Below are 25438 nucleotides of genomic sequence, written 5' to 3' on the forward strand. Positions count from 1 at the left end.
CAAGCCGCACCGGACGTCAGCCCAGGTGCTCGGCGAGGAAGGCCTCGGTGCGGCGGATCGAGGTGTCCCACTGCGGGGACGTCAGCGTGTGCCGCCCGCCGGGATAGATGCGCAGCTCGACGTCCTTGCCCTCGGCCTTCAGCGCCGCGACGGACTCGCGCGACCACGACAGCGGGCAGTCCTCGTCGGCGGTGCCGTGGTGGATGAGGAGCGGCTCGGTGATCCGGCCGAAATAGGTGCGCGGGCTCGTCGCCGCCCAGGCCGCCGGCTGCGCCTCGGGAGTGCCCAGGCGGCCGATGACGGCGCGGGCCGCGCCCGAGCGGGAGGCGTCGCGCCGCACCCACGTGTCGAAGTTGTCGACGGTGTCGGAGCTGACCGGCGCGTAGGCCACGGCCGCGCGGAAGAGCCCCGGGCGTACGACCAGGGCGGTGTAGACGACCCCGCCGCCCATCGACCGGCCGATGAGCGCGACGCGGTCGGGGTCGACGACCTGTGCCTTCTTGAGCGCCAGCCCGGCGTTGATGGCATCGACCGCGTAGCCCGCTCGGAGGTTGGCGTCGTTGCGCGGGTCCGTGTCGGACTGCGCGTGGTTGCGGTAGTCGATGTGCAGCGTGACGTAGCCCTGCCGCGCGAGGTGGTCGCGCTCGCGGAGCATGGTCTCGCCGTTCGTGTAGGCCGCGGGGTCGACGTAGCCGTGCGCGAGGACGACAGCCGGGAACGGGCCCGTGCCGCGCGGGATGTTGATGCGCCCCGAGATCGTCAGCCCGTTGCTCTCGTAGGTCGCGAAGTACTGCCGGTACGCGTCGGTGCTGCCGCGCTCGCGCCCGAGCCTGAGGTTGCCGCCGTCGTACTGCATCGCGATGAGCGCCGCGATCGACGCCGGATCGGGCGCGGGCTTCGGCGTGCTGGTCGGACCGGGTGTCGGGGTCTGCTCCGGTGCCGTCGTGGAGGGCGCCGGGGACGGAGCGCTCGACGCGCTGGCGTATGCCGTCGGGCCGGCTCCCGTCGTGCCGCCCCCTCGGTCGTCGGTGGGCCCCCCGGTCGAGCAGGCGCCGAGCAACACCGCGGTGGTGAGGCCGACGGCGAGGGCTCGTGGGGTGCGCACGTCTCGAGTCTCACCCGTGGGAGGCGGGATTCCCAGCCCGCTCCCAGCCTTCGTGCCCGATCCGAGACCTTCCCGACGCGGTCAGTGGAGCGCGGCGGCGGCCTCGAGGACGGTCCAGGCCTGCAGCTGCGGCGACAGCTCGAGCGGTGGCACCGGTGCGGGCCCGCCCGGCTCGACGGGGAAGACCGACGGGTCACGCCGACCTGCGACCCGCAGGCTGCCGCGACCGGTCCACAGCGCGTCGGCCGTGCCCGTGACGAGCCGCCGTGCGGTCTCCCGCGCCTCCGGGTCGAGGGCCGGGACGTTCGCGGCGAGCGCGAGGTAGCGCACGAGGATCCCGGTGAAGAGGCCGCCGTCGCCGCCGCCGTGCGTCCGAAGCACCCGGGCGCCACCGACCTCGGTCGTCAGCCGCGCGTCCACCGCGGCGACGAGCGCGGCTGCCCGCGCGAGGCTCTGGTCGTCCCCGAGCGTCACGAGCGCGCCGAGCACCGTGCCCTGGTTGTACGACCACACGTCGGGGACGAGCACCTCCTCACCACCCAGGAGCCGGATGCCGTCGAGCACGAGTCCGCTCTCCACCGACCACAGGCGCGCGTAGAGCCAGTCGACGAGCCGGCGAGCCTCGTCCGTGTCGCCGAGACGGGCGAGGTGCAGCGCGGCCGGGCCCGTCGCGGGACTGTTCTTGAAGTCGCGGTCCCGGCTCCAGAAGAGGCCGCCCCCGAGGTCGTCCGTGTGCGCCGACCGCAGCTGCGCCGTGAGGTGGCTGCCGGCCGAGCGGAGGCGTCGGCCCCGCGCGGTGCGCCCGATCTCGTCGTGCAGGTCCTGCAGCCGACCGGAGGCGAGCGCGAGCCAGGCCATGTCGTCGTAGAAGTCGTTGACCCAGCGCACCCGGTTGCGCAGCCGGATCGTCGAGAGCAGCCGGTCACCCTGTCGGGCACGGGCCTCCGCGCCTGCCGGGTCACCGGCGCGCAGGGACCGGAGGCCGGCGTCGACGACCGCATCGAGGTAGTGCGCCTGCCACCAGTAGTGCCACGCCCCGCGGAGCCCGCTGAACGTCCGTGACCCCGGCGGCGCGGGGTGCACGATGCGCGCGAGGTGCGTCAACGGCATACGACCGAGCCGCCCGGCGAAGAGCGCCGTGACGGACCGCTCGGCCTCGGCGGCGCGCTCGTCGAGGACGGCCGGGGGAGCGGTCGGGGCGTCGGCGGCTGACACGCTGCGACGCTACCGCGACCCCCTCCACACCTGACTGTGGAAGGGTCGGTGGCGGTGTCGAGATCGCGGCCACGGCTCCGACGTCCCTGACGAGACGTGAACCGGCCGCCACGACGGCGCCAGGACGAAGGAGTCGACGTGAAGTACCTGCTCATGATCTGGAGCAACCCGCAGACGTGGGGGCACCCGATCTTCCTGCGCACGCCCGAGGCCGCGGCCATGACCGACGACGAGCGCGCCGGGATGCTGCGCGACTTCGAGGAGCTCATGGGCGAGATCAGCGAGTCGGGTGAGCTCGTGACCGCGCAGGCGCTCGCGGACCCGCTGACGGCCCGGAGCGTGCGGGTGCGCGACGGCGAGAGCCTCGTCACCGACGGTCCCTTCGTAGAGTCGAAGGAGCAGATGGCCGGCTACTTCGTCGTCGACTGTGCGACTTCCGAGCGGGCCGAGGAGATCGCGGGACGCTTCCCCGACGCCCGGTTCGCTGTCGTCGAGGTGCGCCCGCTCATGGGTGGATCGGCCGAGGACCTCTGAGAAGGCTTGTGACGTGGGCGGATCCGTGGTGACCGACGACCTGTGGCGCAGCGTGACGCCGCAGGTCATCGGGGCGCTCGTGCGTCGCTACCGGGACTTCGACCGTGCCGAGGAGGCCGCCCAGGAGGCGCTGCTGGCCGCGGCAGCGCAGTGGCCCGAGGAGGGCGTGCCGGACGACCCCAAGGCGTGGCTCATCCGGGTCGGCTCGCGTCGCCTCATCGACGGCCTGCGCAGCGACGAGGCGCGGATCCGACGCGAGCTCGCCGACGCGACCAACGTGCCGGTCGACGACCTCGTCGTTCCGCCTGCGTACGCCGCCGGGCCGGCCGACCACGACGACACCCTGACGCTGCTCCTCCTCTGCTGCCACCCCGCGCTCGCCCCGGCCGCCCGGATCGCCCTGACCCTCAGGGCCGTCGGCGGTCTGACTACGGCGCAGATCGCGCACGCGTTCCTCGTGCCCGAGGCGACGATGGCGCAGCGGATCAGCCGCGCCAAGCAGCGGATCCGCGAGTCGGGGGCCGAGTTCCGGATGCCGCCGCCCGACGACGTGCCCGAGCGGCTGCGGGAGGTGCTCCACGTCCTCTACCTCGTCTTCACCGAGGGTCACACGGCGAGCAGTGGCGACTCGCTGCACCGGATCGACCTGACGGCAGAGGCGATCCGCCTGACGCGCCAGGCGCACGCCCTCCTGCCCGATGACGGCGAGGTCGCCGGGCTGCTCGCCCTCATGCTGCTCACCGAGGCGCGACGGCCGGCCCGGACGAGCGAGGCCGGTGAGCTCGTGCCGCTCGCCGAGCAGGACCGCTCTCGGTGGGACACGGCATACGTCCGGGAGGGCGTCGCCCTCGTGACCGACGCCCTGACGCGGACCCGGCTCGGGCCCTACCAGGTGCAGGCGGCGATCGCGGCCGTGCACGACGAGGCGCCGACGGCGGCGCAGACGGACTGGGAGCAGGTGCTGGCCCTCTACGGGCTGCTCGAGCAGCTCGCGCCCGGGCCGGTCGTGACGCTCAACCGCGCCGTCGCGCTCGCCATGGTCGAGGGACCTGTCGCCGGGCTCGCCGTGCTGGACGACCTCGAGCAGGACAAGCGGCTCGCCCGGCACCACCGGCTGCACGCCGTGCGGGCCCACCTGCTCGAGATGTCGGGAGACGCCGCCGGTGCTCGCGACAGCTACCTGCTCGCGTCCCGGCTCACGACGAGCATCCCCGAGCAGGACCACCTCCGACGAAAGGCCGAAGCCCTGTGAGCGACACCCCAGCCGCCCCGAGCGCCGTCACCGAGAGCGACGTCGATCTCGGCGACGGGCACGTGCTGCACGTCTACGACACCGGCGACCTCGGGGCCAGCGGAGCCACCGACGTCGAGCCGCTCGTCGTCGTGTGGCACCACGGGACGCCCAACATCGGCGCACCGCCACGGCCCCTCTTCGAGGCCGCGGCCCGGCTTGGCATCCGCTGGGTGTCCTACGACCGGCCCGGCTACGGCGGGTCGACGCCTCGGCCGGGTCGGGACGTCGCCTCGGCCGCCCGGGACGTGGCGGCCGTCGCCGACCACCTCGGCGTGGGTTCCTTAGCGGTCATGGGGCACTCGGGCGGCGGCACGCACGCCCTCGCGTCGGGCGCGCTGCTCGGCGACCGGGTGCGATCCGTCGTCAGCGTCTCCGCGGTCGCCCCGTTCAGCGCCTCGGGGCTGGCGTTCTTCGCCGGCATGGTGCCCGGCGGTGAGGCCTCCCTCCGCGCTGCAGCAGCTGGTCGCGAGTCCAAGGAGGCGCACGAGGCCGCGGCCGCACAGGCGCCGGCGGGTGAGACCGACGTCGGCTTCGTGGAGGCAGACGAGGCGGCGTTCGCCGGACCGTGGGGCTGGTTCGGCTCCGTCGTCGGGCCCGCCCTCGCTGCGGGTCCGGCGGCGCTCATCGACGACGACCTGGCCTACGTCTCCGACTGGGGCTTCGAGCCCGGCGCCGTGTCGGCCCCCACGCTCGCCGTGCACGGCGGGGCCGACCGGATCGTCCCGGCCTCGCACGGCCAGTGGCTCGCGAGTGCCCTCCCCGACGCCGACCTGTGGCTCCAGCCCGGCGACGGCCACATCTCGGTGCTCCGCACCGCCGAGGACGCGCTCACCTGGCTGGCCCGGACCGCTCGACGATCCTGAGGGCCGGCCCCCGGCTGGTTCGAGGTGATCGCGGGGTCCACGCGGGGCGTCGGCATCACCTCAACCGGGGTCTGGCAGCGACGGCGCGGCTTGCGTTGGAGTGCACTCGAAGTCATAGCGTCGAACGCATGACGAAAACGTGGTTCATCACCGGAACGTCCCGTGGGTTCGGTCGCGAGTGGGCGATCGCCGCACTCGAGCGAGGCGACAACGTCGCCGCGACCGCCCGCGACACCTCCACCCTCGACGACCTCGTCCAGACCTACGGCGAGCGGCTGCTGCCGATCGCCCTCGACGTCACCGACCGCGACGCGGACTTCGCCGCCGTGCAGCAGGCGCACGATCGGTTCGGCCGTCTCGATGTCGTCATCAACAACGCCGGCTACGGCCACTTCGGCTTCGTCGAGGAGCTGAGCGAGGCCGACGTCCGCGACCAGCTCGAGACGAACTTCTTCGGTGCGCTCTGGGTGACACAGGCGGCGCTGCCGATCATGCGCGAGCAGGGATCGGGCCACATCATCCAGGTCAGCTCGATCGGCGGCATCTCTGCGTTCCCGATCGTCGGCGCCTACCACGCGTCGAAGTGGGCGCTCGAGGGTCTGAGCCAGTCGCTCGCCCAGGAGGTCGCGCCCTTCGGCATCACGGTCACGCTCATCGAGCCCGGCGGCTTCTCGACCGACTGGGCCGGCCCGTCGGCCAAGCACTCCGACCCGTCGTCGACCTACGACGAGATCCGCGAACGCACCCACCGCGAGCGTGCGGCGCGCAACACGTCGGGCCCCGGCGACCCCAAGGCGTCGGCCGCCGCGGTGCTCAGGATCGTCGACGCCGACGAGCCGCCGCTGCGCGTCTTCTTCGGCGCGGCCCCGCTCTCGATCGCCAAGGCGGACTACGCCTCGCGGATCGAGACGTGGGAGAAGTGGGACGACGTGTCCCAGCTCGCGCAGGGCTGACCCCCGCCACGACCAGGGGAGGTATGCCGTCACGTACGTCCGTGACGGCATACCTCCTCCGCGTGGGGTGGCGGCCACGGCGCCCGCGTGACCTCCGTCGTGTCGGTGTCGTTCTCCTCGGAGACCGACACCGGACGAAGGAGTCCCGCCGTGCCCCGTTCCGCACCCACCGGCCGCCCTGCCCGCCCCGCCGCAGCCCTCGTCGCGGCGCTCGCCACAGCCGCAGCACTCACGGCCGGCGCGGCCACCGCTCCGTCAGCCGCGGCCTCCCCGACCGCCGCTCCGTCCGCCGGTGCTCCGTCCAACACGACTGCGCCGCACGTCGTCCAGCTCGGCGACTCCTACTCGGCCGGCAACGGCACGGGCAGCTACGAGGAGCGCAGCTGCTACCGGTCGCCCGACAACTACGGCTCGCAGGTCGCGGCCTCGATCGGCGCGAGCTACACCGACGTGGCGTGCAGCGGTGGGGTCGTCGCCGACATCCTCGAGCCGCGCGAGCTCGGCGACCCGTCCACGAAGAGCGCGACGTACTCGATCGACCCGGCGCGCCACCCCGACCAGAAGACCGAGTGGCTGCGCCGGGCGCAGAACGAGCGACTCTGCGGCGTCCCGTCCCAGCCCGACTTCTCCTACACCTACACCTTCGTCGCCGGGGTCGGCGTGGGCGGCCTCTACACCGGCACCGTCTCGTGCCAGCTCGTCGCCCGGCCGCAGGTCGACGCGGTCACGCCAGACACCGACTACGTGTTCGTCACCATCGGCGGCAACGACATCGGCTTCTCGACGATCGTCGTCGACTGCCTGACCCTCCGCGACCCGTCGAGCTGCAAGCAGGCGCTGGACGCGGCGACGGCCAAGGCGCCCGAGATGGTCGACCGCACCAAGGCGGCCCTGCGTGCCGTCGTCGCCCGGTCCGGTGGGCACGCGCAGGTCTACCTGCTCAGCTACCCGTTCCTCGTCAACTCCGAGAGCTACGGCATCCCCGAGGTCGCGCCGGTCTACGACGCAGGCACGGCGCTCAACGACCTCCAGCGCCTCGGCGACGACCTCCAGGCGCGCGGCATCGCCGAGCTCGACGCGGAGGTCGCGACGACGCAGTACCACTTCGTCGACACGGTCAAGGCGGCCTGGGGCGGCCGAGTCCACGGCCTCGACCCGCACGTCGTCGCCGACAACTCGAAGGCGTGGCTCGTGCCCGTCGGCACGCCGGGCCGTGACGTCGCCGAGTTCGTCCACCCGACCCAGCCCGGCTGGGACGCGACCGCCGGAGCCCTCCGGGTCGCCGTCACCGGCTGAGCTCCACGGGGTCAGAGAGACAGGCCCCGCTGGGACGAGGTATGCCGTCGTGTCCGGTCGCGACGGCATACCTCGGTCACGTCGTGGCGGGTCCGGGTGGTGTGCGGGCGGTGCTCAGTCGAGCGGCGAGACGGCGCCCATGACCTCGTCGAGCAGCGACGAGAGTCGGACCGAGGGGTCGGCGGCCCACGTCGTCTGCGCGATCTCGAGGCAGGCGAGGGCGCTGCTCGTCATCGCGGCCGCGCGCACGTCGGGACCTCGGTGGCCACGGCGGCGGGGCATGCGCCCGGCCACCAGGGGGGTCAGCGACTCGAGCCAGCGTCGGTGCAGCTCGGTGACGGTGCCACGCAGCACGGGCTCGCGATGAAGCATGAGCTGAAGCGGCCGGGAGCTGACGGCATGGGCCTCCATCACGCTGACGATGGCCTCGAAGGCGCCGCGCAGCGCCGTCCACGGCGGCTCGTCCGCCGGCCGCTCGTGCATCGCGTCGACGACGGACTCACCCGACTCGAGGAGGCGGTCGAGGACGAGGTCCTCCTTGCTCTCGAAGTAGCGGAAGAAGGTGCGGCGCGACATGCCTGCCGCGGCGGCGATCTGGTCGACGGTGGTCAGCTCGAAGCCCTGGGCCGCGAAGAGGCGCCACGCCTGCTTGGACACCTCGTCACGCACGGCCCCGCGCGCCCGGTCGCGGAGAGTGGTCGGCGTCGGCGGCATGTCCCGATCCTAGCACCGGATGGCATCTCATGCCGCGTTTGACACTCAGTGTCACAATGGGCGTACAGTGTCACCACACCCAGATCCTCCGGAGGAGTCCGCATGTCCGTCAGCACCGAGCCGCCCGAGACGGCCGTCGCCACCGCACCGAGCACGACGTCGAGGGCACAGTCGAGCCGGGCCACCGTCCAGCTCGTCTTCGTCGGCCTCGGTGCGCTCGTCGTCGCGCTCTCGCAGTCGCTGCTCATCCCCGTCCTCTCGTCACTGCCGGCCGACCTCAACACGTCGGCCAGCAACGTCTCGTGGCTGCTCACCTCGACGCTGCTCGTCGCCGCCATCTCCGTGCCGATCCTGGGCCGCCTCGGTGACATGTTCGGCAAGCGCCGGATGCTCCTCGTGGCCCTCGCCGCCCTCACCCTCGGCTCGCTCCTCACGGCCCTCACCGACAACATCGGCCTGCTCATCCTCGGGCGCTCGATCCAGGGCATGGCGGCTGCGGCGATCCCGCTCGGCATCAGCCTGCTCATGACGACGATGCCCAAGGAACGCGTCGCGTCGTCGGTCGCCCTCGTCAGCGCCATGCTCGGCGTCGGCGGTGCGCTGGGCCTGCCTCTTGCCGGCTTCGTCGCCGAGCACTTCTCCTTCCACGCGCTCTTCTGGATCACCTCGGTCGCAGGGCTCATCGCCTTCGCCGGCATCCGGATGATGGTCCCCGAGGCTCCGGGCCGCAGCGGTGGCCGCGTCGACCTCGTCGGTGCGACCCTCATGGGTGCCGCCCTGCTGACGCTCCTGCTCCCGCTCACCCAGAGCGCCGCCTGGGGCTGGTCCGACCCCCGCGTGTGGTGGCTGCTCGCAGCCTCCGCCGTGCTCTTCGCCGTCTTCGGCTGGAGCCAGACCCGCATCCAGGACCCCCTCGTCGACCTCCGGGCGCTGCGCCGCCGTCCCATCGTGCTGACCAACATCGCCTCGGTCCTCTTCGGCTTCGCCCTCTTCGCGTCGTTCCTCGGCACGGCGGCCTTCGTCGAGGCCCCCGAGGCGAGCGGCTACGGCTTCGGCGCCAGCCTCATGACCGGCGGTCTCGCCCTGCTCCCGAGCGGCATCGCGATGATCATCTTCTCGCCGATCGCCGCGCGCCTCATCGGCTCGTGGGGCGCCCCGAAGACCCTCGCCCTCGGCGCGGTCGTCGTCGCCGCCGGGTGGTTCATGCGCATCGTCTGGACCTCGAGCCTGACCGAGGTCATCATCGGCACGACCATCGTCGGGATCGGCACGGGCATCGGCTACGCCGCCATCCCCTCGCTCATCAACGAGCACACGCCGCGCACCGAGAGCGCCGCCGCCAACGGGCTCAACGCGCTCTTCCGCAGCCTCGGCAGCTCGCTCGCCTCGGCCCTCGGCGGCAGCATCCTCGCCGCCAACACCGTGATCCTCGGCAGCTTCGCGGTGCCGTCGCTCACGGCCTATCGCCAGCTCTTCGCGCTCTGCGCCGGTGCGGCACTCCTCGCCGCGGTCGTCGTCCTCTTCATCCGTCGGGCTCCCCAGGTGGCACCTGCCGCCTGAGCCCCGACCCACCACCGGACGAGGTATGCCGTCGCGCCCGGTCGTGACGGCATACCTCGTTCGCGTCGTGGTGCCGTGTGCAGGCGTCGGGGTCCTGACGCCGCCCCGTGCACACGGCGCCGGCGTCGGACCGGCGACTCAGAGCTCGAGGGTCATGAAGGTGCTGTGCGGGTCGAGGCGGTAGCTGCCGAAGGGCCCGCACTCGGCGAAGCCGTGGGCGGCGTACAGAGCCCGGGCGGGCGCGAAGAAGTCGTCCGAACCGTGCGAGCTCTCCGGGGGCGAGATGGAGCGCAGCTGCGCGACGTGCCCGTCGAGCAGGGCGATGACGGCCGGGTCGGTGAGGTCGTCGAGCGTGATCTGCATGCGCCCATCGTCGGACACGACTGCGCGCGTGCGTCGCTCAGGCCCAGATGGCGGCCGGGATGCCGTCGGAGAAGACCTCCGGCGGGTCGGGCAGGGACCGGGCCAGGCCTGCCGCGTGGCGCGCGGCCGACCACGCGACCGCGCAGGCGTCGAGGACGTCGTCCGCGGCATACCCCTGGCCCCGGAGCACGGACGGGCGCGCGATGCCCGCGGCCGCGAGCGCTGCGAGCCGCTGGTCGCGTCCGTCGTCGGTCTTCTTGCTCGCGAGGATCGGTGCGCCGGTCATCGTCGCGAAGGACACCTCCGGATGGACCTCGAGCACCGTCACGGTGGGGCGCGTGCGCAGCCAGGCGTCGACCTCGACGATCTTGTCGCGCAGGGCGAACGCCTGGGCACCCACGCCCTGGCCGACGAGGCCACGGTTGACGGCGTCGGCGTCGAGGCGCGTGGCTGCGGCGTAGGCGGCTCGGGTCAGCGTCGAGAAGATCGACGACGCCTTGCCGGGCAGTGCCTTGCGTGCGAGGACGTCGGCCTGGCGGATCGTGCTGTCCGGCAGGCCGATCGGGATGTCGATGCCGACGACTCGGATGCCGGTCGACTCGCGCACCATGGCGACGAGCTCGGCGATCGTCGGGGCGACGAGGATGCGCGGACGTGGGGTGCCGGGCTCGAGCAGCGCGCCGACCCAGCCGGCGGTGCACCCGTCGACACCGAGAACGGGCGCGACGACCTCGACCGGAGCGGGGCGCCCGGAGGTCGCCGCGGCATCGGAGTGCTGCTCGACGACGTCCGCGAGCCGGCGCAGCGCTGCGACGCTCTCCGCGAGGGCGGCCCTGATCTCGTCGCTGCCGCCGACCGGCCCGGCCAGCGCTGTCGTCAACCCGTCGGCGAGCCCGCGGATCCGCTGCGCGTCCGTCTCCATGGCACCACTCAACCCCATCGGAGGCTGTGCGGTCTGGCCCGGTGGGTGGACAGCGCGGAATGGACCGGTCTCCGGGGAGGTTGGCGCCCACATGGAGACACGCGCAACGATCGGCGTCACCGGCCTCGCGACGATGGGCCGCAACCTCGCCCGCAACATCGCCCGCCACGGCCACACGGTGGCGGTCCACAACCGCACGACCTCGCGGATGACGAGCCTCGTCGAGCAGTTCGGCGACGAGGGCGACTTCGTCCCCGCCGAGACGGTCAAGGACTTCGTGGCCGCGATCCAGAAGCCGCGAGCCATCATCGTCATGGTCAAGGCCGGTGACCCGACCGACGCCGTCATCGACGAGCTCGTGCCGCTGCTCGACGAGGGCGACATCGTCGTCGACGCCGGCAACGCGCACTTCGCCGACACGCTCCGACGGGAGAAGGCCCTCTCGGACCAGGGGATCCACTTCGTCGGCATGGGCGTCTCGGGCGGCGAGGAGGGCGCGCTCAACGGTCCCTCGATCATGGTCGGCGGGTCCGACCACGCCTACGAGCGCCTGGCTCCGGTCGTCGAGTCGATCGCCGCGCAGGTCGACGGGACGCCGTGCGCCGCGCACCTCGGCCCCGACGCCGCCGGCCACTTCGTCAAGATGGTCCACAACGGCATCGAGTACGCCGACATGCAGCTCATCGCCGAGTCCTTCGACCTGCTCCGCAGCGTCCTCGGGCTCGAGCCCGCCGAGATCGCCGACGTCTTCCGAGAGTGGAACGAGGGCGACCTCGAGTCCTTCCTCATCGAGATGACCGCCGACGTGCTCGCCCACACCGACGCCTCGACGGGCAAGCCGTTCGTCGACGTCGTCGGTGACGCGGCCGAGCAGAAGGGCACCGGCCGCTGGACCGTGCAGAGCGCCCTCGACCTCGGCGTCCCGGTCACCGGCATCGCGGAGGCGACCTTCGCGCGCAGCCTGTCGGGCCACACGAGCCAGCGCGCCGCGGTGCGCGAGACCTTCTCGGACCTCGCCGACCTCGACCCCGCCACGCAGCGCGACGTCGATCGCGACGCCTTCGTCGACGACGTCCGGGCCGCCCTCTACGCCTCGAAGATCGTCGCCTACGCCCAGGGCTTCGACCAGCTCGCCGCCGGCTCGGAGGAGCACGGTTGGGACCTGGACCTCGGTGAGGTCGCGACGATCTGGCGTGGTGGCTGCATCATCCGCGCCCGCTTCCTCGACCGCATCAAGGAGGCGTATGCCGCCGAGCCCGACCTCGAGACGCTGCTGACCGCGCCGTGGTTCGCCGACGCCATCGGCGACGGGGTGCAGGCCTGGCGCCGCGTCGTCGCCGTGTCGGCCGAGCGGGGCGTCCCGGCACCGGCCTTCGCGTCGTCGCTCGCCTACTTCGACGGCCTGCGCCGCGACCGTCTGCCAGCCGCGCTCATCCAGGCGCTGCGCGACAACTTCGGTGCGCACACCTACACGCGCGTCGACCGCGAGGGCACGTTCCACACCGACTGGGCCGGCGACCGCGCCGAGTCCGCCTCGGCCTGAGGACCCGGCGCTCGGGGAGCGGCGTCCGGCGTCCGGCTCCCGGCACCGGCCCGGTGCGTGAGTAGGCGGGCGGCTCACTGTGCCTTGAGTCGTGAGGTGACTCAGCCGGTTCGATGGGCGCAAAGGCGCACGAGAGTCACAGCGTGACCCAACGCACAGGCTCCGGTCCCCATCGTGGCGCGGTGTGGGGCAGCCCCCTGCGAGGGGCGGCCGGGCCGGCCGCGCCCGCGGACCCGGGCCCGGGCATACGCACCCTTCGACAGGGTCGGGAGTCGGACGTAGCGTGAAGCAATGACCCACCCCGACACCGGTCGTGCCACCACCCTCGGCGAGCTGCGCGACAGCGGCCACGTCCACCGCAGCGTCAAGAGCGAGATCCGCGAGAACCTCCTGGCCCGGCTGCGCGCGGGCGACGACGCCTTCCCCGGGATGGTGGGCTTCGAGGAGACCGTCCTGCCCGAGCTCGAGACGGCGCTGCTGGCGGGCCACGACCTCGTCTTGCTCGGCGAGCGCGGCCAGGGCAAGACCCGCCTCATGCGCACGCTCTCGGGCCTGCTCGACGAGTGGAGCCCCGTCGTCGAGGGCTGCGAGATCGGCGACGACCCGCACGCGCCGTCGTGCACCCGCTGCCGTCGCCTCGCGGCCGAGCTCGGCGACGACCTGCCCGTCGCGTGGCGCCACCGCAGCGAGCGCTACACGGAGAAGCTCGCGACGCCCGACACGAGCGTCGGTGACCTCGTCGGCGACGTCGACCCCGTCAAGGTCGCGCAGGGCCGCACGCTGGGCGACCCCGAGACGGTGCACTACGGCCTCGTGCCGCGCAGCAACCGTGGCATCTTCGGCCTCAACGAGCTGCCCGACCTCGCCGAGCGCATCCAGGTCGCCCTCTTCAACGTGCTCGAGGAGCGCGACATCCAGATCCGCGGCTACTCCCTGCGGCTGCCCCTCGACATCCTCCTCGTCGCGACGGCCAACCCCGAGGACTACACGAACCGCGGCCGCATCATCACGCCGCTCAAGGACCGCTTCGGCGCCGAGATCCGCACCCACTACCCGAACGAGGTCAGCGACGAGGTCGCCCTCATCGCGCAGGAGTCAGCGCTCGTCGCCGACGTGCCCGAGCACCTCCTCGAGGTCGTCGCCCGCTTCACCCGCGGGCTGCGCGAGTCGTCGGCCGTCGACCAGCGCTCCGGTGTGTCGGCGCGGTTCGCCATCGCGGGGGCCGAGGGCGTGGCCGGCTCCGCGCTGCGCCGCGCCGCCCGCTCCGGGGAGGCGTATGCCGTCGCGCGCGTCTGCGACGTCCCCACCGTCGTGCCCACCCTGCTCGGCAAGGTCGAGTTCGAGATGGGGGAGGAGGGCCGGGAGCGCGATGTGCTGACGCACCTGCTGCGCCTCGCCGTCGCCGAGACCTACCGCTCGCGCCTCGCGGGCCTCGACCTCACCGGCTTCACGAACCTCTTCGCCGAGGGCGCCGTCGTCGAGACCGGGGAGCTCGTGCCGGGCGCCGACCTGCTCGCGCAGGTGGGCCCGGTGCCGGGCCTGTCCAAGGTGCTCGACCGGCTCGGGCACGGCGACGACGCGACCCCCGGGCAGGTCGCTGCCGCAGTCGAGTTCGTGCTCGAGGGACTGCACCTGACGCGCCGCATCGACAAGGACTCCGTCGCCGGCCGCACCGTCTACGGGGCCTAGGTCGTGCCGATGACGCCGCGGGACGGGGACGAGGTGCACGGGCGGTTCCGCTATGCGCCGTGGTCGGGTGGGCCCGACCCGCTCGCGCCGCCCTTCGACGTCCGCTCGGCCCTGGACGAGGTCGGGCACGACGTCCTCGCCGGTGGCTCCCTGCGGGAGGCGCTGCGCGAGCTCATGCGACGGGGCATGGACGGACGTCGCGGCCTCGACGACCTCGCTGACCGCGTACGCCGTCTGCGGGAGGCTGCGCGTCGGCGCGGCGACCTCGGCGGCACCCTCGACCAGGTGCGCGCCATGCTCGACCAGGCGCTCGCCGAGGAGCGCGACACCCTCGCCGGTGAGGACGGTGACGACGCCCGGCTGGCCGAGATGGACCTCGCGACGATCCCCGACGACGTGGCCGGCGCGGTCCGCGCACTCGGGGACTACGCGTGGCACTCGCCCGAGGCGCAGCAGACGTACGAGCAGATCCAGCAGATGCTCCAGCGCGAGGTCGTCGGGGCGCAGTTCGAGGGGCTCAAGCAGGCGTTGTCGGGCAACGACCCCCAGGCGATGCAGGCGGTCAAGGACATGCTCGCCGACCTCAACCAGCTCCTCGCCGCCCACGCCCGTGACGAGGACACCGAGGACCAGTTCCGCGACTTCATGGACAAGCACGGCGACCTCTTCCCGGAGCACCCCGAGAACGTCGACGAGCTCATCGACGCCCTGGCGCGGCGACAGGCCGCGGCAGACCGGCTCATGGCCTCGCTGACCCCCGAGCAGCGCGAGCAGCTCGGCCAGCTCATGTCCGACGCCCTCGGCGACCCCGACCTCGCGTCGCAGATGGCGCAGCTCTCCGACAACCTGCGCGCCCTGCGGCCCGGTCTCGACCGGCGCAGCCCCGTGCAGCCGGGTCAGGGCGGCGAGCCGATGGGCTACGGGGAGGCTGTCGGGGCGGTCGCCGAGCTCGCCGATCTCGAGCAGCTCGGCGAGCAGCTCGGTCAGGGCTACTTCGGCGCGACTCTCGACGACGTCGACGTCGAGCGGCTCGAGCAGTACCTCGGCGCCGACGCCGCCCGTGACATGGAGGCCCTCCGCCAGCTCGAGCGCGAGCTCGAACGCCAGGGCTACGTCTCCCGCGGGGACGACGGCCTGCGACTCACCCCGCGTGCCGTGCGACGCCTCGGCGAGACCGCGCTCAAGCGGGTCTTCGACCGCGTCGAGGCGACCGGCCGCGGCGACCACGACGACCGCGCGGCGGGTCAGGCCGACGAGCCGACCGGGCTCACCCGTCAGTGGGAGTTCGGCGACGAGCTGCCCATCGACACGGTGCGCACCGTGTCGAACGCCTTGCAGCGCAACGCGGCCCGACGGAGCACCGCCTCGGGCGGTGGGGTGGAGCTGCTCGTCGACGACTTCGAGGTGGCAGAGACGGAGCGGCGCTCGGTGGCGGCGGTCGCGCTGTGCGTCGACATGTCGTTCTCGATGATGCAGGAGGGTCGGTGGGGGCCGATGAAGCAGACGGCGCTCGCGCTCTCGCACCTCGTGCAGACCCGCTTCCGGCACGATGCGCTGCAGATCATCGGCTTCAACCTCGCGGCCCGCAAGCTCACGCCGACGGAGCTCACTGAGGCCGAGCCGGAGTGGGTGCAGGGCACCAACCTCCAGCACGCGCTCATGCTCGCCTCGCGGCACCTGCGGCGGCACCCGGACGCGGAGCCGGTCGTCCTCGTCGTCACCGACGGTGAGCCGACGGCGCACATCGAGGTGGACGGGCGCCCGGCCTTCCACTGGCCGGCGACGCAGGAGACCGTGCGCGCGACCGTGGCGCAGGTCGACGAGCTGCGGCGCTCGGGGGCCCAGCTCAACATCTTCATGCTCGGCGACGACCCGGGGCTGGCGCGCTTCGTCGACGCCGTGGCCCGGCGGGCGGGTGGGCGCGTCTTCACGCCCGACATCTCGCGGCTCGGGGAGTACGTCGTCGCCGACTACCTCCGCACCCGCCGGGGCCGCCGCTGAGCGCTGGGCCGCACTGGTGGACGAGCACCTCGCAGACAGGAGAGCACCATGGGCAAGGTCGTGTCGTCGGCATCGATGTCGCTGGACGGGTTCGTCGCCGGTCCGGACGACGAGGTCGGTCCGCTCTTCGACTGGTACGAGGCCGGCGATGTGCCGTGGGAGTCGGCCGGCGGTGACATGACCTTCCACCTGACCCGGACCGATGCGGACTACTGGCGGTCGTGGGCCGGCAGCCTCGGCGCGCTCGTCGTCGGCCGGCACCTCTTCGACATCACGGACGGGTGGAAGGGCACGCATCCGCTCGGGGTCCCGGTCGTCGTGCTCACCCACGAGCCGCCCGAAGGCTGGGGCTATCCCGGCGGGACCGTCGAGTTCGTGACGGGGGGCGTCCACGACGCGGTGGCCCGGGCGCGCGAGGTTGCGGGTGACTCCGCCTTGGGTGTCGCGGCCGGTGAGATCGCGAGCCAGTGCCTCGCCGAGGGCCTGCTCGACGAGGTGGCGATCGACCTCGTGCCGTGCTTCCTGGGCGTCGGGCGTCCGTACTTCACCGAAGCCGCCGGCCAGGTCGTGCTCGGCGACCCGACCACGGTCGTCGAGGGTGAGCGGGTCACGCACCTCGTGTACCCGGTGCGCCGCTGACGCCGTAAACCGGTCGCTCGCGCGTGCCGCGGACTGTCATGGTGGCGCCATGGGGCGAGCTCACGACGCGCGGCTGGACCGCATCGAGGCGTACTACGACTGCGTCCCGCGCGCCGTCGCCCGCGCCATGGAGGTCGGGCCCTTCACCCTCTTCGTCGCCGAGGAGGGCACGGGGTGGCAGTTCTACGCGCGCCCCCGGCTGGGTGGCCGGGGCGCCTTCAGCGCCGATGACGTATGCCGTGTGCTCGAGACCCAGCGCGAGCTCGAGGTGCCGCGGGCCGTCGAGTGGGTCGACGAGGTCACGCCGTCGTTGCTGCCTGCGGTGCGTGCGGCCGGCCACGAGCCGCACCGCTACCCGCTGCTCGTCATGCCGTCGGACGTCCCGGTGGCGGCGGACCCACGGGCCCGGGCGCTGAACCCGGCCGAGCCGCACCTGTCGCTGGCCATGGGCGCGGTGTCGGCGGGCTTCGCCGGGCGCGACGAGGTGGAGCCGAAGGACCCGGGCAAGCGACCCGAGCTCATGGAGCGCGGAGACCTCCTCGTCGTGGCCTCGTTCGAGGGCAACCGCCTCTGCGGCGCCGGGTCGGCCGCTCCGCGTGGTGACGTCGCCGAGCTCATGGGCATCGCCGTGCCCCCGGGTCACCGAGGCCGCGGTCACGGTACGGCGATCACGAGCACCCTCGTGGCGGCCTGCCGCGAGCAGTGCGTCGAGATCGTCTTCCTGTCGGCCGGATCGGACGCGGCTGCCGACATCTACCGCCGGGTCGGCTTCGTCGACGTCGGGACCGCCTGCATCCTCGAGCTCGACGACTGAGGCACCAGCTGCATCATCACGCGCTCCCTACGTCACTGCTCCGCTGGTGGAGCTCCGACGTGGGGCGCGGGGCCGGGTGACCGCGGCGTCCTCCCGACACCGGTCGACGCGCGGTCAGACCTTGGCGGGGCGGAAACCGGCCGCCTCGGCGTCGGCCATCGTTGCGAAGCACTGCTCGGGCTTCGTCTTGGTGTAGTACCGGTCGCCCGGCTCGTGGGCGATCATCGAGTTCTCGTTGCCCTTGACCGGGCGCGACTGCGGGCAGGGGTACGTGTCGCCGGGCAGGGGCCAGGCCCCGGTGAACCCGCTGCCGCCCGTGGTGCCGTTGGAGGTGCCGGCACCGGGTTCGGCACAGGCGGCCTTGGGGCTTGCCGCGTCGGCGCGGACGTAGGCCGCCTCCCGGGTGTGCGAGCCGTAGCCGTCGCGCGAGTCGTAGCGGGCGACGGCATACCCCTGCTTGACGAGGCGCAGGCCCGCGTCGACGCCGTTCACGTCGACGTACCGCAGCAGTCGGCCGTAGCGGTCGACGTCGTCCCGGGCACCCGCGGTGAGGGTGACGCGCTGGCCCCCGATGATGCCGCGCAGCGCGTTGCGGGCCTCGGTGAAGCCGCACTCGCCGGTCTCGGGGGTGTCGATGCCGATGAAGCGGATCTTGCGGGATATCCCCGAGCGCGAGACCCAGATCGTGTCCCCGTCGACGACCTTCGTGACGGCCCACGTGGCGGCAGACGCCGAGGCCTTCGCCGCTGCGGCGGCCCGAGCCTGGTCGGCTGCGACCCTGGCCGCGGCGGCGCGAGCGGCGGCAGCCTTGGCATCCGCGGCCTTCTTCGCCGCAGCAGCCTGGTCAGCAGCAGCCTGGTCCGCAGCAGCTTGGTCAGCAGCAGCCTGGTCTGCGGCAGCCTGGTCTGCGGCAGCCTGGTCTGCGGTGGCCTCGGCGGCGCGTCGCGCTGCGTCCCCGTCGGTCGCCACGCTCGGCGCCGGCGTGCTTGTCACGGTCACGACGGGCGAGGCACCCGCGCCCGTGGGCGCGATCTCGTCCGAGCCTCGTGCGGCGTTGCCGCCGATCGCCGCGAGCGCGACGAGAGCCGCGATCGTGACGACTCCCTTGGTCCTGCGACTGCGCATCGTGCTCCCTGATCCCCTGGTGATCGGCTCACCGTAGGTGATCGGCACCGCCCTGTCCGGCGAATGGACCATGGTCGCCGGGCCCCCAGTGGGTCACACTGGCGAGGGACGACGCAGCAGCCATGAAGGGCACGAGGGGGACCGATGAGCGAGCCGGAGACCACGCCCGACACCACGCCCGACACCACGCCCGACACCACGACAGACACCGCGCCCGACGCGGGGGCCACGGGCGCACCGACGACCGTCGACGCCTACGTCCACGGGTTCCCTGACGGGCCCCGGCAGGTGCTCGAGCAGGTCCATGCCGCGCTCCGGCGGGCGGTGCCCGGCGGCGAGGAGAAGATCCGCTACGGCATGCCGGCCATCATGTTCACCGACCGCTACGGCATCCACTTCGCCGGGTGGAAGAAGCACGTCGGGCTCTACCCCGTGGGCGAGCTCGACCCCGCTCTCGAGGCCGAGATCGCGCCGCACCGGGCGGCCAAGGACACGGTGCAGTTCTTCTACAAGGACCCGGTGCCCTACGACCTCATCGAGCGGGTCGCCCGGGCGCTCGCGGCGCGCCACCGGGCGTGAGTGTCGTGGCGGCGCTCAGTCGGTGACGGTGACGCCACGCCAGAAGGCGACGCGGTCCTTGATCTCGGCTGCGGCGCTCTTGGGCGTCGGGTAGTACCAGGCGGCGTCGCGGTTGGTGTCTCCGTCGACGGCGACCGAGAAGTACGACGCCTCGCCCTTCCACGGGCACGTCGTCTGCGTGCTGCTGTCGACGAGCACGCTGTCGTCGACGGACTCGCGGGGGAAGTAGTGGTTGCCCTCGACGACGACGGTGTCGTCGCTCTCGGCGATGACCTTGCCGTTCCAGATCGCACGCACGCTGAGCTCCTCATCGGTCGGGCCCCGGTTGGGCCGTCCTCAGCGACAACTCCCGGAGCGGCGGATTCCTTCCGAACGTTGGACAGCCTCGGCGGCGGCGAGGCTCAGCCGCGGCGGCCGAGGAGGAAGGCCTGGGGCGTCTTCTCGTGGTCCTGCGGGACCCGTTCGGTGCGAACGGTGACGCGGAAGCCGGCGTCGGCCAGCTGTGCGGCGACGCCGTCCGGGTCGTGGCGGTGGGCCTCGAAGGTGACCGCGTGGCCGTAGGCCTGCTCGTGCCGCACCGAGAAGCCGCCGGCCTGGAAGGCGAGCAGCAGCAGGCCGTTCGCCCGGATGACCCGATGGAGCTCGACGAAGACCTCGGGGAGCAGCTCAGGGGGCGTGTGGATGATCGAGTACCACGCGACGACGCCCGTGACCGAGGCGTGGGGGAGGTCGAGCGCGGCGAGGCTCCCGGTGCGGAAGTCGAGGTCGGGGTGCCGCCGCTGCGCTTCGGCGACCATGCCCGGCGAGAGGTCGATGCCGCTGACGTCGAGCCCGAGGGTCCCGAGGTGGCCGGTGATGCGACCCGGTCCGCAGCCGACGTCGACGACGGGGCCGCCGCCCTCGAGGCCGACGAGCTCCGCGAAGTGCCCGAGCAGCGCCCGGTCGAGCGGGCTGCGCGCGAGCTCGCCCTCGAGGAGGCTCGCGTAGTCGACGGCGACCGTGTCGTAGGCGGCTCGCGTCTCGGTGACGTGGCTCGGCTCGCTGGTGTGGCTCGGCTCGGTGACGTGGCTCGGCTCGGTGGGGTGGCTCGGCTCGGTGGGGTGGGCTTCCGTCACGCCTCGGCCCTGATGAGCCCGAGGGCGTGCGCGACGACGGCGTTGGCGTGGCCGTGCCCCAGGCCGTGCTCGGTCTTGAGCCAGGCGACGAGCTCGCCGTGCCTGACCGTGCCGGCGGCGTGCTGCTCGCGGACGAGGCCGATCCAGTGCTCGATCGGCTGACCGTAGGTCTTCTCGATCGACGGGAAGTAGGACGCCGGGCCCTTGGGAGCGGGGCTGGCGGGGTTGCCGGTCGTGGGCTGCGTGGTCATGGCTCCTCCTGAGGTGGTCGTCATGCCACCACGTCGAACGGCGCCCTCGCATCTCGACACTCCGGCGACATCCGCCCGCGCGGCAGGGGCGACCAGGGTCGCCTAGGCGGTGCGGGCGGCGGCGAGGTCAGCGACCGCGGGCTCGGCGACCGCGGGCTCGGCGACCGCGGCCTCTGCGACCGCGGGCTCGGCGGGTGCCGGAGCGTTGCGGCCGTGGGCGGCATGGCGGGCGAAGTCGGTCACGACCTGCGCCGCCTTGCGCCGCGACGGCATGAAGCGCAGGAAGAAGGTCAGCCGCAGCACCCACGCCACCCAGCCGGTGAAGGGGATGCCGTAGAGCTCGGAGATCGAGCGGCCGACCCCGAAGGAGGCCGCCTGGCCGAGGCCGCGGTACGCGAAGGGTCGGGTCGGGCGACCACGCAGCGACCGCGCGAGGTTGCGCCCCAGGTGCTCGCCGCCCTTGATCGCCCACAGCGCGTTGGCCGGGACGGGTTCGCCGGACGTCGGGTGGACGACGCACGCCGCGTCGCCGGCAGCCCAGACGCCGTCGACGACGGAGAGGTCGGGGCGCGTCACGAGCCGGCCGCGCGGGTCGCGGTGGGCGTCGAGTCCCGGGACGTGCACGGGCCGCTGTCCGATGGTGGCGATGACGGTGCTCGCCGGGAGGCTCGTCCCGTCGGAGAGGTAGGCGAGGTCCTCGGTCACCGACGCGAGACGCACTCCCAGCCGGACCCGGACGCCGAGACGCCGCAGCTCGAGCTCGGCGCGGCGGGCCAGTCGGGGCTGCTCGTCGCGCAGCTCAGGCAGGATCCCGTCGCCGGAGTGGACGAGCTCGACGCGGAGGCGCGCTCCGCCGAGGTCGGCGACCGCCGCCGCCATCTCGACCCCGGCCATCCCGCCTCCGGCGACGACGACCGTGTGACGACGGAGGCCACGGTGCGCCGCCGCCTCTCGGACCCGGTCGGTGAGAACGGCGATGTCGCCGGGCGCTCGCAGGGTGAAACCGTGCTCCGCGAGGCCGGGCACCGCGGTCGCGGGTTCGCGGCCGCCGGTGCCGACGACGAGGGAGTCGTAGTCGAGGACGCGCTCGTGGTGTGAGTCGGAGTCCGAGTCGGAGTCCGAGTGGTGGTGCGGGTCGACGCCCCGGTCCGACTCGTCGCCGGCGAGCACGTAGCGCACGACTCGTCGCTCGGCGTCGATGGCGGTTGCTCGACCGAGGACGACGTGCGCGTGCGGCATCGCGTCGACGAGCGGAGTGCGGGTGCGGTCGTAGGGCAGCAGGCCGGCGAGCACCTCTCCGGTGAAGCCGTGGAAGCTGTGCGCGTCGTCCGTGCTGATGACGACGACCTGGACGTCGCCCGCGCGGACGGCACCGCCGGCGTGACGCATGAGGCCGGCATACGCGTGGAGGGTGACGTAGCCGCCGCCGAGGAGGACGACGCGGTGCTGCGCGCGGTGGCCGGCGCGGACGAGCGTCGTCACGACGCCATCCCCAGCGCCAAGGTGCTCGCGGTGTTCGCGGTGCGGACGATGGTCGCCATGCGGTCGGGGGTGACGGGCCGGCCGAAGCTCGTCGGTTCTGCGGCCCGGAAGCCGAGGTGCGCGAGGTCGGCGGCCATGCCGCGGGTGCGGTCGACGAGCTCGAGCGTCGGTACGCCGATGGAGAAGTGGCCGCGGTGACCAGTCAGGGCGAGGAGGGCGGTCTCGGCGAAGCACGCGTAGGAGCGCCCGTCGGGCAGGCCGATGTTGCCGCCGACGAGGCGCAGGCTCGGGATGTCGACGACGCCGCCGTCGACGACGAGCACGTCGGGCCGCTCGTCGACGAGGGTCGGCGAGGTGTTGCGCGGCTGGGTCGCGTCGAGCACGACCGCGCCGGGCGCGAGGTGCCGCGCCTCGAGGAGGGCGTCGGCGGAGGCGGTGAGCAGGATGACGAGGTCAGCCGTCGCGACGGCGTCCATCGTCGTGGCGGTCGTCGTCGGGACCTGGCGGCCGACGTCGGTGGCGAGCGCGTCGAGCCGGCCCGTCGACCGGGCGACGAGGGTGAGCCGGGCGGCGGCGCGGTCGCGGGCGAGCAGCCGGGTCACGGCCCCGCCGACGCTGCCGGTGGCCCCGACGATGGCGACGTGCGGGTCGGCCGCGTGGTCGACGGCGTCGCGCAGCAGGCGGCGGGCCTGGTCGTCGACGATCGCGGCGGTGAAGGCGTTGCCGTTCGTCACGCCGATGTCGGTGCGGCCGCGGAGCGAGACCCCGCCCGCGGTCACCGTGGCGGTCAGGGCGCCGAGCCCCACGACGTCGCAGCCGAGGGCGCGGGCCTTGTCGACCGCACGGTGAACGCGGGCCCGGCCTTCGCTGGGGGAGGTGAGCAGGTGGCGCGCCCCGAAGGGCACGAGCACGACGTGACCGACGTGCGCGCCGCCGATGTGGATGCCGGCCATGGAGATCGGGCGCAGCGGCAGCCGGCGCAGGGCGGTGTCGTAGACGGGGTCCGGCACGCGGCCGAGCGGCGACCAGACGCGGGCGAGATCGGCGCCGAGGCGGGCCCGCGGGTGAACGGTGAAGGCGAACGTGCTGCTCACGAGGTGCTCCTGAGGGGTCTGCGTATGCCGTGTGGCGCGGGGCGCCGCCGTTGCAGGAGAGGAGGAGCGGGCGGAGGGGGTGATACCTAAAGAGCGGGCGGGACGGCATACGCCATCGGAATTGGGTACGCGTGCCTAGGCTGCGGTCATGGCGACATCGCGCACGGGGAAGTGGTCGATCGCGTCGCGGGACTCGTTCCTGTCGATCGGGTCGACGGGGTCGGTGCTCTCGATCGGGAGCGTGGGATCGGTGCTCTCGATCGGCAGCGTCGGGTCGTTCGCGTCGTTCCTGTCGGTCGGGTCGTCGATGAGCATGGCGTCGCTGCTGTCGAACATGTCGCGCCTGTCGGTGCTCTCGCACCAGAGCGACGGGTCGATCCTCTCGGCGCGTTCGCAGCGGGCGATGCCCGGCTACCGCGTCAGCGGGACGCTGGGTCGGCGGCGCGCCTACGAGACCGGGGAGGCAGGGCGGTAGACGAGCCAGAGGGCTCCGCCGGGCGTGGGAGTCGCGCTGACGAGGGTCAGGCGCTGCAGCTCGGGCAGGCCGTCGAAGAGGCGGCGGCCCTCGGGGTCGAGGACCGGCGCGACGGCGAGATGCAGCTCGTCGACCAGACCCTCGGCCACGAGTGACTGCGCGAGCTGAATGCTGCCGTGGACGCCGATGTCGTTGCCGGGCAGGGCTTTCAGGTCGCGGACGATGTCGGCGAGCGGTCCCTGGACGGCTTCGGCCTCGCCCCACTGCGTGAAGAGCGGGGTGGAGGTGACGACGTATTTCGTGACGCCGTTGATGAAGTCGGCGAACGGCTGCTCGTCGGAGGTCGGCCAGTAGCGCGCCCACTCGTCATACATGTGGCGGCCGAGGAGCACGGCGTCCTGCTGCCCGATGAGCGCGGTCTCACGCTCGATGAGGACGTCGTCGAAGGTCGGCGGCTGCGGCTTGTCGGGGTCGACGTCGGGTGGGAAGCAGCGGGTGGGGTCGTCGACGGAGCCGTCGAGGGAGGTGATGACGTAGGCGACGATCCTGCGCACGGTGCTCTCCTGGAGGTCAGTGTGGTGCGGGGTCTAGGGCGCGGCGGGGCCGCTGAGGGTGAGTCCGAGCCACGCCGCGAGGTCGGCGATCTCGCGGTCGACGGCGGACCGGACGGCCTTGGTGAAGCGGACGTCCTCGTGGACGGCGTTGACGACGAGGGTGCCGGCCTTGCGATCGGCCTGGGGGTCGAGCTTCCCGACGAGACGGTCGTGGTGGAGAATCGGCAGCGCGAAGTAGCCCCAGCGCCGTTGGTCCTTGGGCTTGTACATCTCGAGGATGTACTCGAACCCCCAGAGCTGCTCGGCGCGGACCCGGTCGTGGATGAGCCGGTCGAACGGGCTGAGCAGCGCGGTCCGGCCCTTGAAGCTGTCGGCGACGTCGAGGTATGCCGGGTCGACGCGCCACGTGCCCGGCACGCCGTCGACCTCGGCGGGCTCACCGGCGTCGCCGACGTAGCTGCCCTCGCCGGGCATGACGGTGCCGGTGGGGCGGGCGATCCCGAGGGCGGCGAGGCGTCGCTCGTTGCGGTGGTCGACGGCCTGCTCGAGCGTGAGCCTCGGCAGGTCGGGCGGGTAGACGCGCTCGGGGAGGTCGAAGTAGCGCTGACGGCCCTTGCGTCCGGAGATGGCCACCTCGCCGCGCAGCGCCAGGGCCTCGAGCATCTTCGTGATGTTGCGGTTGTTCGTCCAGCCGGTCGAGGGCCAGGGGACGACGCTCGTGTCGGGGATGTCGCGGGAGAGGAGCGGGCCGTCGGCCTCTAGCGTGGCGAGGATGTCGCGGCGGAAGGAGTCGTTGGCCTCGAGCCAGGTGGCCATGAAGGGGTAGGGCTCGGCCTCGCGCACCTCGGCGATGACGGCGGGGATGTCCGTCGGGCTGCGCACGTAGGCGACGGTCTCGACGAGGGTGCGGTCGTGCTCGACGGTCCTCGTCAGGTCGGCGGGGTCGTAGGTGCGGCCGAGCCGGCTCCACAGGACGAGGTCGGCGCTGGGCGCGATGGCCGCGGTGGGGTCGATCTGGAGGAAGGTCAGGCGCTCGACGGCCTGCACGAGATCGGTCGGGCGCGGCAGGTCGAGCAGCTGTGCGTGCACCGCGATGCGACGTGCCTGCTCGACCGTGAGCCGGTGGACCACCATGCCCGAGACGCTAGTCGAGCGCGGGGACAGGGCGACGGATCTGCGGCCAGGCATCCTCGGCAGGCATCCTCGGTCAGGCATCCTCGGTCAGGCATCCTCAGCCACGCATCCGCGGCAGCGCCGG

General features: G+C 73.0%; 26 protein-coding genes. 13 read left to right on the forward strand and 13 right to left on the reverse strand.

What is annotated here, in order from left to right; translation table 11 throughout:
* Positions 1 to 16: 16 nt before the first annotated feature.
* Entirely contained in the window at positions 17 to 1105 is a 1089-nt protein-coding gene (locus tag AB4Z14_RS06875) for an alpha/beta hydrolase family protein (RefSeq protein WP_442274558.1), read from the reverse strand.
* Between the two features lie 81 nt (positions 1106 to 1186).
* Complete coding sequence (locus AB4Z14_RS06880; protein WP_442274559.1) at positions 1187 to 2320, reverse strand: glycoside hydrolase family 76 protein; 1134 nt, start codon at positions 2318 to 2320, stop codon at positions 1187 to 1189.
* Positions 2321 to 2458: 138 nt separating this feature from the next.
* On the opposite strand from AB4Z14_RS06880, the gene AB4Z14_RS06885 reads away from it, so the two are divergent.
* The 5 genes from AB4Z14_RS06885 (at position 2459) to AB4Z14_RS06905 (ending at position 7260) form a co-directional block, all read left to right on the forward strand.
* Entirely contained in the window at positions 2459 to 2854 is a 396-nt protein-coding gene (locus tag AB4Z14_RS06885; protein ID WP_442274560.1) for a YciI family protein, read from the forward strand.
* Positions 2855 to 2867: 13 nt separating this feature from the next.
* Positions 2868 to 4106, forward strand: coding sequence for an RNA polymerase sigma factor (locus tag AB4Z14_RS06890; RefSeq protein ID WP_442274561.1), 1239 nt, complete (start codon positions 2868 to 2870; stop codon positions 4104 to 4106).
* The gene (locus tag AB4Z14_RS06895; RefSeq protein WP_442274562.1) at positions 4103 to 5011 is read left to right on the forward strand and encodes an alpha/beta fold hydrolase; all 909 of its coding nucleotides are present in this window, start codon (positions 4103 to 4105) and stop codon (positions 5009 to 5011) included. The genes AB4Z14_RS06890 and AB4Z14_RS06895 overlap by 4 nt, the downstream gene beginning before the upstream one ends.
* A gap of 128 nt (positions 5012 to 5139) precedes the next feature.
* Positions 5140 to 5964: an SDR family oxidoreductase gene (locus tag AB4Z14_RS06900; RefSeq protein ID WP_442274563.1), complete on the forward strand. Its 825-nt coding sequence runs from the start codon at positions 5140 to 5142 to the stop codon at positions 5962 to 5964.
* A 150-nt stretch (positions 5965 to 6114) separates the two neighbouring features.
* Complete coding sequence (locus tag AB4Z14_RS06905; protein ID WP_442274564.1) at positions 6115 to 7260, forward strand: SGNH/GDSL hydrolase family protein; 1146 nt, start codon at positions 6115 to 6117, stop codon at positions 7258 to 7260.
* A gap of 114 nt (positions 7261 to 7374) precedes the next feature.
* Here AB4Z14_RS06905 and AB4Z14_RS06910 read toward each other — a convergent pair whose 3' ends face one another.
* Complete coding sequence (locus AB4Z14_RS06910) at positions 7375 to 7974, reverse strand: TetR family transcriptional regulator (protein WP_056779476.1); 600 nt, start codon at positions 7972 to 7974, stop codon at positions 7375 to 7377.
* Positions 7975 to 8076: 102 nt separating this feature from the next.
* Here AB4Z14_RS06910 and AB4Z14_RS06915 point away from each other — a divergent pair, with 102 nt between their 5' ends.
* Positions 8077 to 9534, forward strand: a complete 1458-nt coding sequence (locus AB4Z14_RS06915; RefSeq protein ID WP_442274565.1) for an MFS transporter — start codon at positions 8077 to 8079, stop codon at positions 9532 to 9534.
* Positions 9535 to 9672: 138 nt separating this feature from the next.
* On the opposite strand, the gene AB4Z14_RS06920 is transcribed toward AB4Z14_RS06915, so the two are convergent.
* A complete protein-coding gene (locus AB4Z14_RS06920) occupies positions 9673 to 9897 on the reverse strand; it encodes a hypothetical protein (RefSeq protein ID WP_442274566.1) in 225 nt (74 codons plus the stop codon).
* A gap of 37 nt (positions 9898 to 9934) precedes the next feature.
* Positions 9935 to 10819 carry a DUF429 domain-containing protein gene (locus tag AB4Z14_RS06925; RefSeq protein ID WP_442274567.1) on the reverse strand — a complete coding sequence of 295 codons (885 nt, stop codon included), beginning with the start codon at positions 10817 to 10819 and terminating at the stop codon, positions 9935 to 9937.
* 91 nt (positions 10820 to 10910) lie between these two features.
* Here AB4Z14_RS06925 and gndA point away from each other — a divergent pair, with 91 nt between their 5' ends.
* The 5 genes from gndA to AB4Z14_RS06950 all read left to right on the forward strand — a co-directional run bounded on the left by gndA (position 10911) and on the right by AB4Z14_RS06950 (position 17505).
* On the forward strand, positions 10911 to 12362 hold the full coding sequence (gndA, locus tag AB4Z14_RS06930; protein WP_442274568.1) for an NADP-dependent phosphogluconate dehydrogenase: 1452 nt from the start codon (positions 10911 to 10913) through the stop codon (positions 12360 to 12362).
* A 291-nt stretch (positions 12363 to 12653) separates the two neighbouring features.
* On the forward strand, positions 12654 to 14051 hold the full coding sequence (locus AB4Z14_RS06935) for a sigma 54-interacting transcriptional regulator (RefSeq protein ID WP_442274569.1): 1398 nt from the start codon (positions 12654 to 12656) through the stop codon (positions 14049 to 14051).
* 9 nt (positions 14052 to 14060) lie between these two features.
* Positions 14061 to 16052, forward strand: coding sequence for a vWA domain-containing protein (locus AB4Z14_RS06940; RefSeq protein WP_442274570.1), 1992 nt, complete (start codon positions 14061 to 14063; stop codon positions 16050 to 16052).
* Positions 16053 to 16100: 48 nt separating this feature from the next.
* Positions 16101 to 16691, forward strand: a complete 591-nt coding sequence (locus AB4Z14_RS06945; RefSeq protein ID WP_442274571.1) for a dihydrofolate reductase family protein — start codon at positions 16101 to 16103, stop codon at positions 16689 to 16691.
* A gap of 49 nt (positions 16692 to 16740) precedes the next feature.
* Complete coding sequence (locus tag AB4Z14_RS06950; RefSeq protein ID WP_442274572.1) at positions 16741 to 17505, forward strand: GNAT family N-acetyltransferase; 765 nt, start codon at positions 16741 to 16743, stop codon at positions 17503 to 17505.
* 114 nt (positions 17506 to 17619) lie between these two features.
* On the opposite strand, the gene AB4Z14_RS06955 is transcribed toward AB4Z14_RS06950, so the two are convergent.
* Positions 17620 to 18630: a thermonuclease family protein gene (locus AB4Z14_RS06955; RefSeq protein WP_442274573.1), complete on the reverse strand. Its 1011-nt coding sequence runs from the start codon at positions 18628 to 18630 to the stop codon at positions 17620 to 17622.
* Between the two features lie 144 nt (positions 18631 to 18774).
* Between AB4Z14_RS06955 and AB4Z14_RS06960 the strand changes: the two genes are divergently transcribed.
* Complete coding sequence (locus AB4Z14_RS06960) at positions 18775 to 19209, forward strand: iron chaperone (protein WP_442274574.1); 435 nt, start codon at positions 18775 to 18777, stop codon at positions 19207 to 19209.
* A 15-nt stretch (positions 19210 to 19224) separates the two neighbouring features.
* Here AB4Z14_RS06960 and AB4Z14_RS06965 read toward each other — a convergent pair whose 3' ends face one another.
* The 5 genes from AB4Z14_RS06965 to AB4Z14_RS06985 all read right to left on the reverse strand — a co-directional run bounded on the left by AB4Z14_RS06965 (position 19225) and on the right by AB4Z14_RS06985 (position 23151).
* A complete protein-coding gene (locus tag AB4Z14_RS06965) occupies positions 19225 to 19506 on the reverse strand; it encodes a DUF427 domain-containing protein (protein ID WP_442274575.1) in 282 nt (93 codons plus the stop codon).
* 104 nt (positions 19507 to 19610) lie between these two features.
* Entirely contained in the window at positions 19611 to 20324 is a 714-nt protein-coding gene (locus tag AB4Z14_RS06970) for a class I SAM-dependent DNA methyltransferase (protein WP_442274576.1), read from the reverse strand.
* Entirely contained in the window at positions 20321 to 20575 is a 255-nt protein-coding gene (locus AB4Z14_RS06975) for a DUF4287 domain-containing protein (RefSeq protein ID WP_442274577.1), read from the reverse strand. Before AB4Z14_RS06975 ends, AB4Z14_RS06970 begins: the two co-directional genes overlap by 4 nt.
* 102 nt (positions 20576 to 20677) lie before the next feature.
* On the reverse strand, positions 20678 to 22057 hold the full coding sequence (locus AB4Z14_RS06980; protein ID WP_442274578.1) for an NAD(P)/FAD-dependent oxidoreductase: 1380 nt from the start codon (positions 22055 to 22057) through the stop codon (positions 20678 to 20680).
* The gene (locus AB4Z14_RS06985; RefSeq protein ID WP_442274579.1) at positions 22054 to 23151 is read right to left on the reverse strand and encodes a semialdehyde dehydrogenase; all 1098 of its coding nucleotides are present in this window, start codon (positions 23149 to 23151) and stop codon (positions 22054 to 22056) included. Before AB4Z14_RS06985 ends, AB4Z14_RS06980 begins: the two co-directional genes overlap by 4 nt.
* Before the next feature lie 148 nt (positions 23152 to 23299).
* Between AB4Z14_RS06985 and AB4Z14_RS06990 the strand changes: the two genes are divergently transcribed.
* A complete protein-coding gene (locus AB4Z14_RS06990) occupies positions 23300 to 23626 on the forward strand; it encodes a hypothetical protein (RefSeq protein WP_082619982.1) in 327 nt (108 codons plus the stop codon).
* Here AB4Z14_RS06990 and AB4Z14_RS06995 read toward each other — a convergent pair.
* The gene (locus AB4Z14_RS06995) at positions 23599 to 24180 is read right to left on the reverse strand and encodes a dihydrofolate reductase family protein (protein ID WP_442274580.1); all 582 of its coding nucleotides are present in this window, start codon (positions 24178 to 24180) and stop codon (positions 23599 to 23601) included. The two genes, AB4Z14_RS06990 and AB4Z14_RS06995, sit on opposite strands and share 28 nt — an antisense overlap.
* Positions 24181 to 24213: 33 nt before the next feature.
* Entirely contained in the window at positions 24214 to 25314 is a 1101-nt protein-coding gene (locus AB4Z14_RS07000) for a DNA glycosylase AlkZ-like family protein (protein ID WP_442274581.1), read from the reverse strand.
* Positions 25315 to 25438: the final 124 nt, after the last annotated feature.

Source organism: Terrabacter sp. 2TAF16 (genome assembly GCF_052115065.1).
Taxonomy (GTDB): Bacteria; Actinomycetota; Actinomycetes; order Actinomycetales; family Dermatophilaceae; genus Terrabacter.